Consider the following 17,119-nt stretch of genomic DNA (forward strand, 5'->3'; position numbering starts at 1 on the left):
GGGGATAACAGCGATCAAAAGAACGATTCGTAACCGGAACGGCTGCTTCGCGAGCAGTGAGTATTTTTTTGAACTTTCATCATTTTATAGAATTCCTTTTTTCATTGCCTTATACACCAACTGCGAGAACAGGCTGTTGGACCAAGCAAACCATGGTCTGGTGAACGTGTTTGGATCATCGGCGTGGAAACCCTCATGCATATATCCGGTACCCGCATCCGTATTTTCCAGCAATTCAATCATCGCCTGCATCTCCTCGTCATTGTCTGCGGTCAGACCCTGCATGGATAGTGCCATGTGCCAGATGTATCCCGGAGGGGTATGGGGGCTACCAATACCTTTAGCTACCCGCCCTTCATAATAGAACGGATTTTCCTTACTCAAAATAAATCGACGAGTGTTCTGATACACCCTGTCTTCAATCGAAGCATACTCCATATACGGTATAGACATCAGCCCAGGTGTACCCGCATCATCCATCAGACAAAAGTTGCCGTAACCGTCCGTCTCATAGGCATAAATCTGCCCATACTCTGGATGACGGTAAGTACCGTACAGGGAAATGCCATGTCGTATTTCTTCTTCCAAACGAGCCATCCGGCTTACCAGTTGTTCATCCCTGAACACCCACTTTGCGATTTCCCCCATCTGACGCAAGGTTACCGCAGCAAACATGTTCGCCGGAATATTATAATGAAAATCACAGGCATCATCACTCGGACGAAATCCGGACCAAATCATCCCTGTGTAATTCACGGGCATACCCAATCCTTCATTACGCAGCGTATCATGGGCTGGACAATTGCGACGCATGAACCGGTAAGATGAACGCTCTGCGTGATGCTGCTCCGTCTCCCATAGTTGTACGATATTCTCCATCACTTTCTTGAAGCGCTCATCGAATATATCCGTAAGTTCCGTCTCCCGCCAATATGTATAAGCCAGCTTCATGGAGAAACAAAGAGAATCCAGCTCAAACTTCCGTTCCCACACCCAGGGCGACATCTCCGTCTCATCATTGGCGTCCCAATGCCATCCATTCGCCGTTTCATTGAACGCATTGGAATAGATATCCATATCAGCGTAGAACGTATGCCGTTTGATCAGCCCTCCAATGATACGTTGCAACTTCTCGTCATCCTTCGCAAGCGGAACATAATGCATAACCTGCTCTACGGAATCCCTTAACCACATGGCGGGAATATCCCCTGTAATCACAAAGGTTGTCCCATCCTCCAGTAGCTTCGTGGTCGTTTCCAGTGTATTGGGAAAACAATTGCGAAACTGAGCCAGCAATCTCGGTCGATGTTGCAAACGCTCGTCCGCCTCAGTCAGAATATCCTGCACAGCTTGCGGCAATTCCAGATGCGGCATAGGGATTTTCGGTAATCTGAACTGTTCCATGGATGTCGTCTCCTTATAACTATATTGTTATTTTTGTTATGATAAATTATAATAACATTATTATTTGTAAGTGTACTGTGTCAGAAGATGATCGTCAAATGAAGGAGTAATGATATGTCACGCAAAGTATCCATTCAGACGCTGGCTGACCAGCTCGGATTATCCAAATATGCCGTCTCCCGCGCACTCAGTGGCAAGACGGGTGTCAGTGAAGCGACACGCGCACGAGTTCTGGAACTCGCTCGGGCACTGGGGTATCGCCAAAGTACTCCGGGTGCTAACAATATTCCTGCTGCAAACCATGCAGATCCGTCCGATCCACCGTTTGTTCTCATTTGCATGAATCAGCTCAACCGCGGTGAACCCCACTACTGGCAACGTGTTCTGTCAGGCATGATCTCCGCCTGTAATGAGCGTGGTTGGCATCATGCCATTGTATCTCCCTCACTCGGAGTGACGGACGAGAACACCTCTCCCGAAAAAGCTATTGCTCCTCATTTGGATTGGGAACGTTGTGCCGGGATTATTGTCATGGGGGCTTTCCCGCATACGGTTCTGCAACGACTCTCTCAGATGGGTCGGCCTATTATTTTGGTAGATCATCAGGAGCCCCTACTTAATTGTGATACGATCAGCCATGATAATCTGGAAGCTGGCATCACCGTCGCGAGATATCTAATGTCTATGAATTGCCGAAGGATCGGCCTCATCACAGATGATGGTCGTGCTGCGAGCTTCGCCCAGCGGAAAATCGGGATTGAGTTGGCTTTGAACCATTTCCATGTGGACACCAGTCATACGACCAGCTTCAGAGAATGGAATATTCCGTATGAGAACGGCGAATGGGTTAACCAATTGGCTACCACCATTCAAAACATGCCAGATGACAAACGTCCCGATGCCTGGATTGGTGTTAATGATGATATTGCTTTGCAATGGATGCACAAATTACAGGAGATCGGTATCTCTACACCTAAAGATTGCCTTGTCATCGGTATCGACAATGTACACTCTGCGGTTACGTCCTCCCCGCCCCTGACCACAGTTAATCTGTGTAAAGAGGAACTCGGACAGCGCGCCGTCGAGGCTTTGCAACGCCGGATCGAACGCCCGGGAACGCCGAAAGAGACGGTTATGTTATCGACTACGTTGATTCCAAGGGAATCGGCATAATTCGGAAAGGGTACTGCTCTTTTCTGAAGATGAATTCGTTAGGTACTCGCATTCCCTGTAAATCTGGTGCATACGAAAGAGGCCCCGCATACCATTATGCAGGGCCTCTTTCGTATATTAAGCTTATACCTTATATTCCTGTACATTCACACTTAAATCTGTTGATCCATCCTTATATCATCCATTCAAAACTTCATTTACTTCATGTCTGAGAATTGTACTACTGGTTATTTCAGCCAAGGCAGGCTATCGTACGACGGAAGATCCACTTCCCAATTTACATCACGGAACTCTCGGTTAACTGCGGTTCGTTTCAAAGTGAATTTCGTTCCATTTTCTTTTTTAAAACCATGGATAATCAACCTGAGATCACCTACGATGTATTCTTCGTTTTTATAAGGCTGATCCGTAGTTCCCATCACTTCAACGGGATACTCCTTTCCTTCCCGATCTATAGCCACCCATTGATCTCCATTAATATCATTTTGGAAAGTCCCTACTCCCTCCAAAACAAGAGAAGAGTTCCCTTCAAAGTTTCCTTCTGGTAGCTTTAATGATTGCTGCACTGGCCAATAATTATATTTGGAAAATAAAATTTCATCTCCAAATTGTTCAAGCTGTAGTACGTAGGTGTAAAATTCAGCATCCTTACGCATCTTTTCCAAATCCACTTCCACGGACTTCTCCTCCCACACCGGGATGGTATAGCCATCCAGGACAAAGCGAATCTTCTTCGCATCCACCGTAACATAAGCAGGGTCCCATGTCTCAGAAAGCCTCATCTGACCATCATTATTCTCACTCAGTCTAGTCATATCTCGGAACCGAAATTTGGCTTGACGGGCATTGGGTCTGTTCTCGTTAAAAATTCGATATTCGTTCGTTTCCGGAATTTCGATATGATACATTAAGTCCATATCATCCGCCCAATTCTCTCCGACTTTGGCACGAAGTTGATCATCCAGACTGATGTTCATGTCAAGGCGGGTCCCGTTTGGCGTACGCACAAGCTGTGTCATATCCAGTTTCAAGCCCTCAGGAGTGGTGTAGGTGTTGTCCATGGGAGCCTCAACAGCCATTAATTTGGCTTTGGTCATATCGATGTTGAATTGGAAGCTCCAATCCACCGTTGTATTGTTTGCTGTAATTTTTCCAGTATCAAGATTATAATGATCAGGGATTTATATATAACTTAATTCCCCCCCCGTACAAATACGTGATCTGGAATATCATCATGCAGTTGGAATACAAACCTTTGATACTTCCCACTGCCAAGTCTCGTATCTACAGCCATGAAAGCAAGTATCCTGAGCGAGATCCTGTGCATCCGGATGACTCGCGCCCACTCCGCGCATAATGCCGTAGACTTTATTTTTATATCGATCCTCAAGCACGGAGAACAACTGCTTATCCCCTGCAACAATACGCTGAATAAGCTCCTCCTCCGGTATCTGTTGAGTCATGTAATCCCCCTTCTCTACAGCTTCCATGCATGGTTCTGTACTATATAGACGGAAGCCGTTCCCGAAACCTCTCACTTTATCCAAAAAAAAAGAATTCGCCCTTATCGGCGAAGCCGACTGGGTGAACTCCATCTAAAACTATATGAAACAATTAAATACTGCATGCCACTACATATCCAGGATTAGCATAATCAAAAATCCTTATAGGACTAACCGCTGTCAAATAATGGCCAACCAATATAGCAACACCAATCGGACAGTTCAGGTATAAATCAATTGTCTCAATGCCACTTTGCTTTAATTCATCAGCCGCAACCTTAACCTCAGCAGCAAAAGCAACTGCTTGTCCAGCACCCACTATACTGTCTCTGCCAGCTCCAGAATCGGGAGATAAGTTTATTAGCTGACTGTAATTCACGCTACAATCATTCAAAAATGCTTGTATATCATTTTTGATATCTCTAGTTACACTCAATACCATTACTGCCCTCTTGTTAGTTATCTCGTTTCCTGAATGTGTTATTTTTGCAACTTTGAAGTTCGAGTCTAATTCCGTAGAAGACCATATCTGCTCATATTGAGCCACTTCAATATGTACTCCTCTTGTCCGCGAAAAACGATTCCCGATTAATACTCCCCCCGGAAGATTAAGCTTTGCATATACTCGAATGGAGCTTTCAGCAGTTACTTTTTTCTGAGACCAATACTTGGCAGCCTCATTCAACTCTTTACTCATAACTCCCCATTCCTCGGAAGATGGAAGCCTTCGAGGGGATGTGTTAGCGTCAAAGTATTCTGTCCAATCTAGCTCAAAATGTGCATTCTCTGGAAGCTGCTGCTTATCAAATCCATGAACATGTAATATCATGTAATCTCTCTTGATACTTTGGGGCACTATTAGTTTTATCAAAAAACTACGAATCAATTTATACACGGTAGTCTTGTCATCTATCTTGCAAATACTTTTATGATCCTCATCAACATAGTTCACTTCAGAACCTAGATATAATGGTGTTGAAGATGATTCTACAACTACTTGGTCGCGTACCCCATAAAAAGAAATTTGTGAAATCTCATGCTTCAGCGAATCAACAAGCTTGTCTATTCCACCCCTGTATACATACTTATTCCAATTCTCCTCCAACTGAACCAAATCTTTATTTTTTCTTCTTAATGATCGAATTTGCCTATTTACCATTTTTTTAGGTAACAACTCAGCCCACCCAGAGCCATAAAAAGGGACTGACAGATAGACTACACCTTTTACACATTTCAGGTCAGCACTCTCGTACGATTCATAGCGATCCACTATGTATTGCTGAACAACCAACCCGCCCATACTATGAGCAACAAAAAGCAGATCTTTCCCTGCCAAATTTGCTTGTATGTCTGAATGCAATAATTTGGCTACTTTCTTAAAATCATATTGCAAAGGCTTGATGCCCGTTCTATAGCCATAACTATAGAATTCAGCATCTTTCAAGTCTGGGTCATTGCCTAGTAATTCAATCATCGTTTTGGTCTGTGGGTTCTTTCTCCATGTATTATAAGGGTCACCACCTATTCCGTGAATAAAAACTACCACAAATGAGCTGTCTTCTAATGAAGAAGATATTTTCATTAATCCTGCTTTTACAACACTCATAGTTCTACACCTTGCGTCTCGGCATAATCTGTAATGCTGATTAGACCACTTTTTTCTAGTGAAGCAGTAACGTCAGGGTGATTGGTGAAAGTTTCAGATCCCATTTTTTTCAGTACTTCTTCAAGGTTTGCTATATCTTTATTACTTCCCTTAATTTCGGTATATCTATCTATCGCTTGGATAAAAAGGTGAGAATCACTTTTAATAAGTAATTCAATCCATTTTATTTGCTTCACGCGTGATTTTTCTATTTCAGCTGATATAAAATCATTAAGAGCCAGTTCTGGATTGCCCATTGTTTTGTGAAGAGATCCACGATTAGTATACATAACATACCTTATTCCTATCTTCTGAAGTTCTAAGGCTTTATCAAAGTCTAGCAAAGCTAAATTAAAAAGTTCTTTTTTATTTTCCCATTCCCCAATTCGGTGCAAACTAATTGCCCGACAATTGTAATCGTTACTCATTAATTCTGATTCCGATGAATTCTCTATTAATAAATTGAACTGTGTCAATGCCTCATTATACATCGGTAGTTTATTTTCATCTTGTTTTGGAAGGCTCGCTGCATATCTTAGAAAAGATAACGCTAAATCACGAACATATCTTATAATGAAGCGGTTACTTCCCTTTAAACCTCGTGTATAGTATTTTGATGCCTCTAAATACAATAATTCCTCAAAAAAGACATCTGCTATTTTAAAATAATGATGATGATCGATAGCCTTCTCGCCTGCGATTATTTCCAAACGTCTCTCAGATTCCAAAATTTCTTGTTCTATTGAAGGATCATCGCTTCCCCTTTTTTTCTTAATATACCCAATCATTTCTACAACTAATTGCCTTACAACTGCTTCGTTAGCTTGTTCTGGTATAAGATTAACCATACCATCCTCTGAAATGATAGCTATTACACAAGCCTTTTTACCTTTCTCATATTTTTTCAACTTTTCCAAATAACGATAAGCTGAATGAAACCTCGCCCCTCGACTGGCATCTCCTAAATTCTCATCTGCAAGTCCGTCCAATATGACTCCAATCGCATGGCAATTCCCCGTAATATCAAAATAAATTGCTCCATCAATTGACGTCAGATGTTTGATAAATTCCGGGCTGATTTCTGTTGGGATAATCGCCGTGGATTGTTTTTTCAATTTCTTCAGTTCATCCTCTGCGGTTTTAACGCTAGTTATAACTACCATCGTTCCACTCTGCTGCTCAGTAGCTTTTTTAATAACCATACGCAGCGTTTCAATCTGCTCATCTGTAATCTCAGGATTTTCCTCTTTAAATTCCGTTCTCATGGTTCGCTCAAACAGTTCGCTAGAGAACTCCCCTGAACCTATTCCTGGATTCTTAAAAGCAATACTACATAATTTTCTCGATACAATTTCGAAGGAAGTCGTCATCTTTAAAATTTTTGATTCTTGTTCTATAACAACACTTGCATCAAGTTGTTTCCTTTCTTCAACGGTTACAAGAACTAGATCATACTTGGATATCCCCTTAAATTCTATTTTAAAAATCATATTATCCTGAACAAAATCCCAATTAACTTTACCAATCCCATATATAAACTCATCATCAGCAATGAGATATAGATCGTTCTCGCTATTGGTAAGCTCAAGTAATTTTCTGATTCTCCTCGCATCCTCCAGATTAATTGGATGAGTATTTTCAAATCGGATGGAATAATTTATCAGTTCTAAATTTCCTAATAAACCTTCTCCTAAAATCAACATACACCCAAATGGATTTGCACCCTCATAAGTCCTTGTAGAAATACCATCAATTTTTTCTAACAAATTATTAATATAGTACTGGTTAGTTACTATATTGCTAAGGTCTTCATCTTCATCTTCATTTATCATATCATTCAAATTGCTTCCCTTACTGATAAAATCTTGAGCCTTTCCAAAGAATATTCGCACCATCCGTTGGAGGAACTGTACATGATTCTCCATATATTGATTTTCTAGATCTGTATTTTCATTTAAAATTAATTCCTGCCCTTCATCCAGTTGGAAATAATCTTTAAAATAATAGTCGAGAATTATTCTAAGAAGAGAAAGTTGAGGTTTTTCCAAAAATATTTCCCTAGCACTCGAATCCATGCACTCTATGGATAATACATACTTTATTCTAAATACATTTTTCAAAAGATCGACATCAAAATAATTTGTGTACAACAAATTCCATTCATCGGAATATTTTCTATACTGTTTTGTTGTAGTAGTCCCATCTTCCTGTTCCTGATCTTCAGTAATATCAGTACTCACGTTATTGAGTGCCGAATATTTTTCATTTAAACCAGTTGTAGTAGCATTGCAAAAGAACTGTAAAATGGCAGTCGGAGTCTCCCATTCATCATTTAAAAATCCAACCTTCTCTGCAAATTCCGTTATCCCTGTCAAAATCTCTTGAAAAACTTCCAGTTCTTGACCTTCCTCATCACTCAATATACTCTTGACTCGCATCGTTTTGATAACCTTCTGATCTTCATCCAAAACAAAGGCATGTAATTTCAAATCGAGCCTGTTATCGAGCTTGAGCAAAATTTGCTCCAAATTTCTGTAAACAGTTTTATTAAGCTTTTCAATCTCTTCCAATGTAAATCTACCATCCCTTCCAATCGGATCAATTAAAATAGTAATATTTTCCTATTACATTATCATAAAACTAGTCTATGTATCTATGTTTGTTTTAAAGCTTTCCGTCCCTCTTAGCACCACTTCTTCTCCGTGACAAAATCAGCAAGCTGTGAATAGATCGCCACAATCTCATCCATCGACATGCGCACGAGTCCGCTGGACGACGGAGCGACGAACTCCTGAATCTCCTTGACGACCGGGTCGTCCTGGAATCCCCATTGCACTTTGGCGCGCTTGCTGTACTGGGTGTATACACCTTTTCCGACAAAACAAGCGATGTCCGGTCGGTATTTCTCCAGCTTTTGCCGTAAAATCTGTCGTCCTTCTGCGTACTCTTCCTTTGTAATATCCTCCATACCTCTGGTGGGACGGGCCACAATATTCGTGAATCCATATCCTAGCTTCAGCAACTCTCCATCCTCCTGGGCATCGTATAAACGCGGGGTTAATCCCGACCGTTCAAGGATGCGCCAGAACCGGTTTCCTTTGTAAGCATAATGGTGACCTGTCTCTCCAGAGGTAATGCTCGGATTGAAGCCAATAAACAATATCGATAAACCAACATCCAGATGATCTGGAATCATGATGGGAAGCCCCCTTATCTTTTTTAACTAATTACATCTTCCGTGTGTGTATAAAATGATATAATAAGCAAAGTATTTTCGAAATTGGATTGAAATTTTCATGAAAAAGGAAGTTGAACTAATGATTGCAGACATCATGCTTGAAGTCGTCCTGCCCGTCTTTCTCCTGATCGCCGTCGGGTCCTGGATGCAAAAGGTGTTCAAGCTGGACTTGTACACACTCGCCAAAATCAATTTCTATTGTATTACCCCCGCAGCCGTCTTTATGAGCATGTATCACTCGGATATGTCGGGCGAACTGCTTGGGACCGTGACACTCTTTTACGCGATATATGTATTGATTCTCTATATTGTAGGTTCTGTATTTGCACGCTCGCTTCGGATGAATAAAGGCATGAAGGCTGCTTTCAACAACAGTATTATGCTGGATAACGCAGGCAACTATGGTCTGCCCATCAATGCACTGGTATTCCGCGGCGATCCACTCGCCTCTTCCATTCAGGCGCTGGTCATGTCTTTGCAGGCATTACTGACGTTCACCTATGGCGTGTTGTCCATTCAGGGCGCGAAGCTCAAAGGTAATTACCGTGCGGTGATTATTGGATTTCTTAAAATGCCCGTCCCGTATGCACTCTTGCTGGGGATTCTGTTACACATGTGGAAGGTTCCCTTGCCTACTTTCCTGTCCATGCCGCTGACCTATGCGCAGCAAAGTATGGTTGCTGTGGCGCTTCTGACACTCGGGGCACAGATTGTAAAATATCCAATTCAACTGTATCGCCTTGATGTGTATATTAGCACATTTTTGCGTCTTCTGATTGGCCCGGCTATCGGGATTTCAATTGTGCTACTGCTTGGATTGGAAGGTATCGCTGCACAGGCACTCATTATCGCTTCCGGTATGCCGACGGGTGTCAACGCATCCATTCTCGCAGAAGAATACGATAACGAACCCGATTTTGCAGCCCAGACAGTACTAATCTCAACGTTGCTTAACATCATCACCATTACGGCACTGATCTCTTATGCCAAAACGTTCTGAAACGAAAAATAAGTCCATGACCCATGAGAAGGATTGTGGACTTATTTTTGCGGTACTGAAACTATGTTTCAAACGTCGTTCGTTCCGGGAACTTGCCGCCTTCCCTGAATAAACATCGTACCAGTCGCTGCGCAGCTCGGTTAAAGAAAAAACTCGGACTTACCCCATCCACCTGGACAGGTTCCAGTTCCCTCACACTTTCCTTGATCTTATTCATCTCAATGAGCCCCATCTTTCGCTCATTCGGTCCGAATCGATAAATAACCTTCTCATCGTCCTCCGTCTGTTTTACCAGCAGAATCATTGATGCCATACAGGTTACCCCCTATCGTTACGTTATGAGATTCCATCAATCACTTGCTTACTATAATTATTACCCAGATTCTAGTGGAAGGATATAGGACTTAAGTTAGTTATACCTAAATTAAATATCCTGATATAAAGATTCTCTGGAATGAGTCGTTAGGCTCACAAACACCGTGTTTACACTATCCTAATGGATAGTCACTGTCATGAAAGTGCGTACTGCCCAAGTCGTTTTTCTCCGTTTATACTAACCTTATCTTGATTTCCAAAGGAGAGAAACTTATGACTACAGCTCAAATATATAGCCACGGGGTCCCGTGGGAAGAGGCATTCAGCGTTGCTCAGGGATACAGCATTAACGGTACGATCTACATTGCAGGACAATTTTCGCATGATATGCAGGGGACGTTTATTGGTGTCGATGATATTGAAGCACAAGTTCGCCAGACACTGGATAACTTGGATCGCGTGCTCGCAGGATTTAACGTGACCAAGTCGAACATTGCTGAACTGGAGATTTTTTTGGTTCACCCGCAGGAGCATCTTGAGCCATGTGTTGCTGTGTATAAAGAATACATTGGTACTCATCGTCCGGCTGTTACGATGGTTGGGACATCCGGGCTCGCCTTCCCTCATCAACTGATTGAGATTCGCGCCGTTGCTCATACCGACTGATTCTGGTCATATCCAACGTTGCAGAGCCAAGTAAAATGGCCTGATGAGGTTTCGCTTTAACGAAGTCCATATACAAAAAAAAGAAGCAGGGCCGGATAAACTCCTAACATGCTTCTTTATGATTTCTTATTCTTATTCTTATTATTTGACTTTCACCGTCAGCGTATTACCAGATGAAGTGAGGGATGCCCCAAGCCCTTCTACCAAAACTCTGAGGGGAATGTACGTCGTTCCCTTAATTTCTTTGGGTGCTGCCTGTAGAGTGACCTCTTTGCCGTTCACCTTCACCTTTTTACTGCCCAAGGTAAAGATTAGCTTGTACTTATCTTTGGTAACGGTAATGGTTTGAGTCTTCCTGTCCCAAGATGTTTTGGCTTTCATTGCTTTGGCCATCTCACGCAGAGGTACGAGATTCGTGTTATTCATTACAATTGGAGATTCAGTGAAAATAACCTTGGAACCATTCACCTTCACCTGAACAGAAGACGTGATATATTCTGGTTTAGGAGTGGCTTTCTTTTGGGTTGCCGTTGAAGACTTGTTACTTTTCTTGGTACTTCCTGAACTGGATGAACTTGAAGATGAAGATTTGGAACTCGAAGAGGAACCTCCGTTGTGATAGTGATATTCCCCTTGTTTCAGCCCCCATTTTGCACAGTTGGTACGACAGGTGTGCCCTCCACTCGAATCTGTTCTTCCTGGGTGAGCAGACGCAACGGTAGCAAAAATCATGAAAATGGCAAGCAAACTACTTATTGCTTTGATACGCATACGGATAACCTCCAGCAATTAGTTTGGCCAGAGTATCATACCATAATTACCCATACAATATAGGTTGATAACATAATTTATTTTCACATAACAGTTTACAAACGCGGGTATATTCACTCCGACTGCAGCGATAGCGCAGCGCACAACTTTCTTCCTCTTATTGCCCTTCGCCCCACACCTCTTGCAATGCAAAACGGAAAATCCGGTCCAATTCTTCAAATTGAATAATCTGCTCGTTCTCCATCTGGCCAGCCAGTCGTTCAAAATGCTCGATCTTCTTCGCCAAAAAAGCCTGTATTGCTGGCAACTGCGGCTCCAGATCCAGTTCCTCGCCCGCCTTTTTCCGGCGTAGTAACTCATGAATCTCCGTATATAGCGGTGTAGTCGCAGGTACAAGTTCTTGCACCAGCTCTTCAAATGCCATCGGTGGCATCGCATCATAACGCTCAATCCAGCCACAAGCGAGCAAGGGGCGCAACACATAGAAATACTTTTTAATCCTCACAGGCTCACCTTGTAAATAATCACGGAAGTTCCCCTTCGCCATATTCAGATAATGATACATGCAGGACTTGGGCGAGAAGGTCAAAGGTGACAGCGCACGGATATGCTGCGCCACGATATACCGTTCATCGTACTGAATGGGGGATTGCAGCCACTCCAACAGTGGGGGATTGGATTTGCGGAACAGCTTCAAAGCCTTGCGCAGATCCCAACCATTGATATCGAGCTGGTCACTGATTGGGCGTTCGATCACATCCCTTTTATCCTCAATCGACAAGTACCACTCCAGCGGTCTTACATACAGAAAACGCACATCATAATCACTGTCCTGTGAAGGAAACCCCCACGCCCGACTGCCCGATTCACAGGCATAGATGATCCGTACCTGCTCCTCCTGTTCAATCTGCTTGAGCTGTTGTCTAATCGTATCTTTCATTTCTTCATGAACATAGGTCATGTCCGTCGCCTCCAATTTCCCCAAATTAAATATCCATCGCTCTCACCCGGTTCGCGAGTGTATCATATCCTGCCACAGTCTCGGCAATATACGTCAGTACCGTTTCACTCCAACCGTAGATGTAAAAGGTTTTGCCATCCCGTGGTGGTACCATCGCCTGCTGATAAGGTGCTATATCCACAATAAATGCCTTCAGCTCCGGATTCATCATCCGGCGATATCGCTCAAGCTCGACATATAATGGGCTGCCTTCATTCTGCTGTTCATCGGTGATCATAATGATCTGATCCACTTTTTCTCCGATATCCCGGAGTTCCCGCACCGGTCGCCCCGTGTCAGTTCCGCCTTGTGCGCGAATACGGTGAGCCTGGGAAAGAATGCTTTCATTCATCTTCGGACGGGCATCCTCAACCATATGGTCGAATAACCAGAACAGTGCGTTACCTCTTGTTTGTTTATATAGTGCCAGTGCCAGCACCGAACCAATCCGCAAATAATCCCCTTGCATGGAACCGGAACGATCCAGAAAAATAGCCGTTCTTCCCGGTAGTGTTGGCAGGTTGCCAATGGATAGCTCTACTGCTTCCCGCAAAGCAGAGCGCAGCTCTTCTCTTGCGATCATTTCATACGCACTGGCAAATCGGAAAGGCAAGATGCGCGACTTGCGCAGGGCTTCTGCATCCGTTAGACGGCCCGTTACGTAATCGATATTTTTCGATTTTTCAAAAACACCTGCCCGATCCATTGCATTCAGGTGACGCAACAATGCAAAGGTCGGCATCTGTGACATTAACGCCTCCCACACCGTACGTGTCGGTTGCATGATCGAGGTGACCACCGAATACGGGAGTTTACCTTTCTCGATCAGATGCATCCGGCTTGCCGGGTTTAGGGTAGCTTTCAGCTTTTCCAGCGCCTGCAACTGCGGGAGTTCCGTAAGATCCACCTCATGCCCGCGCAAATAACGGAATAAGGCTTGCTGCTTCAGATCTATCGGCTTGGGATGTGCTGTAGCGATCATATCGCCCAGACTATATCCACGCCCACGCCCGTTGTATTTGATCGCCCAATATTCAGTAATGCCGTTCAAAAAGAGACTCACCTGACGCTTCACCGCTCGGCCGCCCTGTCCCCGACCAGTTCCTCTTAGAATCGTCAGAAAATCGGCCAAGTCAGCAGGTGTCTGTACGACCTTGGAGAACACCTTTGCAAACTGATCCGGGTCCACCTTGGACAAGAGTGCCAGCCCGTATAGAGGCTGTAACCGCATCAAACCTTCATTACGAGCATAGACCAGCGCCCGCGCCATAAACCCTGCATCGACCTCAGCCATCTCCTGATGACTGACCATCGCATCGTCCATCAGTTGCTGTGTATCTGCATAGAATGTATTGTTCAATGTATTGGTCATCAACATCTGTATATATTGTTCCTCCACCAATCGCTCATAGGCTCCATAGCCCCCGTGATTACGTGTCGTTGGCTGAGGTTGATTAAATAATTGTTTCGCTCTGCTCATCACTCATGACCTCCCGGTGTGAGTCTATTTGCTGTTCTTTCATAATAAAATGTTCCGAGGAAAAAGGTGGGAAGGTATAATACCCGCTCTACCGCTGAGCTACACCGCCATGAACGGCGGCGATTGGATTCGAACCAACGACCTGGTCGATTAACAGTCGAAGTAACCCTCCCTGGCGCCTCGGAACCTTGATCCGCAGAGTTTGTTGCTGCCCCGCTTCACAACCTTATTATGCCTCACACATCTGCACGCGAACATGGCGAAAGTATGGCGACGAATCATTTTCTGAAATGGAGTCAACCTTCATAAGTTTAAAATGAAACCTGCCGCTCATCCTGCTACAATGAAGGGATAACAAGGAGTGAACGTTCATGGCAAGAGAGAGTTTTGACAAAGAAATTCAGTTCTTACGCATGTTATCCCTAACAAGCGGTGCATATAACCGTAAACAGTATGCCGAGCGGCTTGGCATATCCGTACATACCTTTGATAAAACCAATCGCAGATTAAAAGAAATCATGCAGACCGTCGCCGACCAACACTCAGGTGCCGAAGCAAGCCGGGAAATGGCGGATCTCGTCCGCTTCCAGTACGGAGAATCCGCTGAGCCCATGCTGCTCTTCCTCTTCCGCGCCAAGTCGATGAAAGAGACTGAAGTTCAGCGGCTTTCTGTCCTTTTGCATACCTTACAAGATGAAGCCTTAACCGCGATGGAACTGCTGGACGCCTGCTGTGTTGATCTGCCGGAAGATCTGGCGTTACCTGACGAGAAAACCATTCGCTCCGATCTAAAGTATCTGGAAGAGGTTGGGGTTATTCGAAAAAAGCCTGGTGGCAGACCGTATCGATATGCCTTGCAACAGGATGTCCTTACCGAATTAACAGTGGAGGAACAGCTGGAGTTGTATGATTTTGTAGATATGATGGCAAACACTCAGGTTCCTTCCGTACAGGGGTACTTATTGCGGGATAGTCTGAAGAAAGCCATTACGGCAAGTTATCCACAAGAAGAAGCTACCGAACCCTATATCTATAAGTATCACTATTATTCTCGTATCCTGGACGAAGCTCATCTCTACACGCTGCTTAGTGCGATTCGTCAGCGCAAACGTGTGCAGTTCCTATACTATTCACCGAAAAAACCATCCAGCTACAGTTCACAGAATACGAATCCACGCTTTGAACGGGAAGCAGGTGGTCGATCCAACCGGATCGTGCCCCTTGAAGTGATCTATGACCATCAGTATGGTCGTTGGTATGTAATTGGATATCAGGGCCGCCGCGGCTTTGTGAAATTCCGGATGGAAGGCATAACCCAAATAGAGGAACAGGATTCAGTAGAAGAGCAATACATGCTCGAGTTGAAGCAGCAGTGGACCGACATTAGTCGCTACAGTTGGCTGGTAGATACGGGGAATACCGTGACGGTTCACGCACGCTTTTTCCACCCGGAGCGTGGTCAGCGCAACTTCATTCTGGATCGGGTTCGTCTGCAAGGTCAATGGGGCAAGATCACACCCGAAACAGACCATACCTTTCTCTACGAAATCCAGGTCAACGGTACCACCGAGATCAAACCGTGGTTACGGAGTTTTGGCTCAAGCTGCGAAGTAATCGCGCCTCAGAGACTACGCCAGGAGATGATCAAGGAATGGAAGGAGATTGCGGAATATTATGAACCTGTTCGAGAAGATGTTCAATTACCAGATGATGACACGACTGAATGAAACCGGACTATTCACCTGGACCTCACAGGAACGGGCTTGGCTTCGCATGATGCTGTATCACCCTGCTGCCAAAGAAGCCCTGAGTGCTGTAACGTTGGATAAAATGTACAACATGCTGAATAGTGAACAGGACCTGAACCTTCAAGATTACCTGACTGAAAAAGCCAAAAGCGAAGAAAACAGTGTCTCTCATCCACTTCTCAGACAGTTACGATTAATCATTCTGCATCATCAGGGATTTCGAATGACAGGCCGCGTCCGCAATGGACGCACAAGCCATGATGAATTTGGTTTCCCGTACAAACTGGAATATTCCATGGTCAAAAAAGAATGGTACGTGCTCTGGTTCGCTCCTCGCTTCGACAAACTCATGTCAACCAAGCTGCACAGCATCGTTACCGTGGAAGCCCAACCGGTTGAACCGGATACCGCTTCGGGTTACACTGCCCGAATTGCTGCGATAACAGAGAAGCGCAAAACGACCATCACTATCGAAGTACTGCCCGAGTTCAATCAGGAGCTGTCTCGAATCCTCTATGCCTTCTCCTGCTTTGAGAAACAGGTCGAGTACCTGGAAGCCAAGCAAACATATCGGATCGAGCTGACCATTCCGCGCAATGAGATAGATTACGTCTTATCCAAAATGCGTTTTCTCGGCAAACGGGTTCGAATTGCTGACCACACAGTACTGCGGGAGCGGATGTCCGAAACAGCTGCGAAGGCACTGGCACGTTATGCGGAAAAAGATCCTGATACGCATTCCGAACACTCCAATGAAGCTCAGCACCACCAACGTGAGGAAGGCTCTCTTGCAAAAGCCGATGGCCAATGATTTTGTAAGATTGGGTTAACCATAACTATTGCTCAAAAGCCAAATCAAATCCATATCCATATACGAAAAAAAGGTCTGGAGAATCTCATCCAAACCTTTTTGGTATACTTGCGCCTAAACTACGTTCCTCCACTGCTGGCAGCCGAGTTCCGTCTTTTATTAATCGCGTGCACGCCCATGACTACGGCAATTAATTCATACGTGTCCAGTTGTTCCGACTGGTTGTCTAATACAAACGCTCCCACTAAAAAGTAATGTTTTCGCCTGTTTTCTCTCTCATTCTTAGATTTACAACTTCGACACCTCAGGGTAAATGGAAGGAGATTGGTTTAGAACCATATTTTTCCGAAAAGGCCGGTGACGGGA

Annotated in this window: 15 protein-coding genes; 5 read left to right on the top strand and 10 right to left on the bottom strand. The window is 44.2% G+C overall.

What is annotated here, in order from left to right; genetic code table 11:
• Positions 1-84 precede the first annotated feature (84 nt).
• Complete coding sequence (locus D829_RS0117795; protein WP_017690272.1) at positions 85-1,404, bottom strand: glycoside hydrolase family 125 protein; 1,320 nt, start codon at positions 1,402-1,404, stop codon at positions 85-87.
• A 114-nt stretch (positions 1,405-1,518) separates the two neighbouring features.
• On the opposite strand from D829_RS0117795, the gene D829_RS0117800 reads away from it, so the two are divergent.
• Positions 1,519-2,577 carry a LacI family DNA-binding transcriptional regulator gene (locus D829_RS0117800; protein WP_017690273.1) on the top strand — a complete coding sequence of 353 codons (1,059 nt, stop codon included), beginning with the start codon at positions 1,519-1,521 and terminating at the stop codon, positions 2,575-2,577.
• Positions 2,578-2,804: 227 nt separating this feature from the next.
• Here D829_RS0117800 and D829_RS0117805 read toward each other — a convergent pair whose 3' ends face one another.
• From D829_RS0117805 to D829_RS0117825, 5 genes are all read right to left on the bottom strand, one after another.
• On the bottom strand, positions 2,805-3,704 hold the full coding sequence (locus tag D829_RS0117805; protein WP_152417072.1) for a hypothetical protein: 900 nt from the start codon (positions 3,702-3,704) through the stop codon (positions 2,805-2,807).
• A gap of 105 nt (positions 3,705-3,809) precedes the next feature.
• Positions 3,810-4,040 carry a hypothetical protein gene (locus D829_RS0117810; protein WP_017690275.1) on the bottom strand — a complete coding sequence of 77 codons (231 nt, stop codon included), beginning with the start codon at positions 4,038-4,040 and terminating at the stop codon, positions 3,810-3,812.
• A gap of 151 nt (positions 4,041-4,191) precedes the next feature.
• Positions 4,192-5,685, bottom strand: a complete 1,494-nt coding sequence (locus D829_RS0117815) for an alpha/beta fold hydrolase (RefSeq protein WP_017690276.1) — start codon at positions 5,683-5,685, stop codon at positions 4,192-4,194.
• The gene (locus tag D829_RS0117820; RefSeq protein ID WP_017690277.1) at positions 5,682-8,294 is read right to left on the bottom strand and encodes a diadenylate cyclase; all 2,613 of its coding nucleotides are present in this window, start codon (positions 8,292-8,294) and stop codon (positions 5,682-5,684) included. Before D829_RS0117820 ends, D829_RS0117815 begins: the two co-directional genes overlap by 4 nt.
• Before the next feature lie 113 nt (positions 8,295-8,407).
• Complete coding sequence (locus tag D829_RS0117825) at positions 8,408-8,920, bottom strand: mismatch-specific DNA-glycosylase (RefSeq protein WP_017690278.1); 513 nt, start codon at positions 8,918-8,920, stop codon at positions 8,408-8,410.
• Between the two features lie 121 nt (positions 8,921-9,041).
• Between D829_RS0117825 and D829_RS0117830 the strand changes: the two genes are divergently transcribed.
• Positions 9,042-9,962 (top strand): AEC family transporter, encoded by a 921-nt coding sequence (locus D829_RS0117830; RefSeq protein ID WP_017690279.1) that lies wholly within the window; start codon positions 9,042-9,044, stop codon positions 9,960-9,962.
• 61 nt (positions 9,963-10,023) lie between these two features.
• On the opposite strand, the gene D829_RS0117835 is transcribed toward D829_RS0117830, so the two are convergent.
• Entirely contained in the window at positions 10,024-10,275 is a 252-nt protein-coding gene (locus tag D829_RS0117835; RefSeq protein ID WP_017690280.1) for a hypothetical protein, read from the bottom strand.
• A 275-nt stretch (positions 10,276-10,550) separates the two neighbouring features.
• Between D829_RS0117835 and D829_RS0117840 the strand changes: the two genes are divergently transcribed.
• A complete protein-coding gene (locus D829_RS0117840) occupies positions 10,551-10,943 on the top strand; it encodes a RidA family protein (protein WP_017690281.1) in 393 nt (130 codons plus the stop codon).
• Between the two features lie 141 nt (positions 10,944-11,084).
• On the opposite strand, the gene D829_RS0117845 is transcribed toward D829_RS0117840, so the two are convergent.
• From D829_RS0117845 to D829_RS0117855, 3 genes are all read right to left on the bottom strand, one after another.
• On the bottom strand, positions 11,085-11,714 hold the full coding sequence (locus tag D829_RS0117845; protein WP_017690282.1) for a copper amine oxidase N-terminal domain-containing protein: 630 nt from the start codon (positions 11,712-11,714) through the stop codon (positions 11,085-11,087).
• Between the two features lie 157 nt (positions 11,715-11,871).
• Positions 11,872-12,675 (bottom strand): nucleotidyltransferase domain-containing protein, encoded by an 804-nt coding sequence (locus D829_RS0117850; RefSeq protein ID WP_017690283.1) that lies wholly within the window; start codon positions 12,673-12,675, stop codon positions 11,872-11,874.
• Positions 12,676-12,700: 25 nt separating this feature from the next.
• A complete protein-coding gene (locus D829_RS0117855) occupies positions 12,701-14,194 on the bottom strand; it encodes a TROVE domain-containing protein (RefSeq protein ID WP_017690284.1) in 1,494 nt (497 codons plus the stop codon).
• A gap of 371 nt (positions 14,195-14,565) precedes the next feature.
• On the opposite strand from D829_RS0117855, the gene D829_RS0117860 reads away from it, so the two are divergent.
• Together D829_RS0117860 and D829_RS31380 are read left to right on the top strand one after the other, a co-directional pair.
• Positions 14,566-15,921 (top strand): WYL domain-containing protein, encoded by a 1,356-nt coding sequence (locus D829_RS0117860; protein WP_017690285.1) that lies wholly within the window; start codon positions 14,566-14,568, stop codon positions 15,919-15,921.
• On the top strand, positions 15,869-16,753 hold the full coding sequence (locus tag D829_RS31380; protein WP_017690286.1) for a WYL domain-containing protein: 885 nt from the start codon (positions 15,869-15,871) through the stop codon (positions 16,751-16,753). The genes D829_RS0117860 and D829_RS31380 overlap by 53 nt, the downstream gene beginning before the upstream one ends.
• Positions 16,754-17,119: the final 366 nt, after the last annotated feature.

Source organism: Paenibacillus sp. PAMC 26794 (genome assembly GCF_000316035.1).
Lineage (GTDB): Bacteria > Bacillota > Bacilli > Paenibacillales > Paenibacillaceae > Paenibacillus.

What these genes read in the sequence shown, in the direction of transcription:
- D829_RS0117835 (WP_017690280.1), bottom strand. Translation starts at nt 10,275, where the DNA reads ATGGCATCAATGATTCTGCTGGTAAAACAGACGGAGGACGATGAGAAG.
- D829_RS0117825 (WP_017690278.1), bottom strand. Translation starts at nt 8,920, where the DNA reads ATGATTCCAGATCATCTGGATGTTGGTTTATCGATATTGTTTATTGGC.
- D829_RS0117810 (WP_017690275.1), bottom strand. Translation starts at nt 4,040, where the DNA reads ATGACTCAACAGATACCGGAGGAGGAGCTTATTCAGCGTATTGTTGCA.
- D829_RS0117830 (WP_017690279.1), top strand. Translation starts at nt 9,042, where the DNA reads ATGATTGCAGACATCATGCTTGAAGTCGTCCTGCCCGTCTTTCTCCTG.
- D829_RS0117855 (WP_017690284.1), bottom strand. Translation starts at nt 14,194, where the DNA reads ATGAGCAGAGCGAAACAATTATTTAATCAACCTCAGCCAACGACACGT.
- D829_RS0117795 (WP_017690272.1), bottom strand. Translation starts at nt 1,404, where the DNA reads ATGGAACAGTTCAGATTACCGAAAATCCCTATGCCGCATCTGGAATTG.
- D829_RS0117850 (WP_017690283.1), bottom strand. Translation starts at nt 12,675, where the DNA reads ATGACCTATGTTCATGAAGAAATGAAAGATACGATTAGACAACAGCTC.
- D829_RS31380 (WP_017690286.1), top strand. Translation starts at nt 15,869, where the DNA reads ATGAACCTGTTCGAGAAGATGTTCAATTACCAGATGATGACACGACTG.
- D829_RS0117815 (WP_017690276.1), bottom strand. Translation starts at nt 5,685, where the DNA reads ATGAGTGTTGTAAAAGCAGGATTAATGAAAATATCTTCTTCATTAGAA.
- D829_RS0117845 (WP_017690282.1), bottom strand. Translation starts at nt 11,714, where the DNA reads ATGCGTATCAAAGCAATAAGTAGTTTGCTTGCCATTTTCATGATTTTT.
- D829_RS0117800 (WP_017690273.1), top strand. Translation starts at nt 1,519, where the DNA reads ATGTCACGCAAAGTATCCATTCAGACGCTGGCTGACCAGCTCGGATTA.
- D829_RS0117860 (WP_017690285.1), top strand. Translation starts at nt 14,566, where the DNA reads ATGGCAAGAGAGAGTTTTGACAAAGAAATTCAGTTCTTACGCATGTTA.
- D829_RS0117840 (WP_017690281.1), top strand. Translation starts at nt 10,551, where the DNA reads ATGACTACAGCTCAAATATATAGCCACGGGGTCCCGTGGGAAGAGGCA.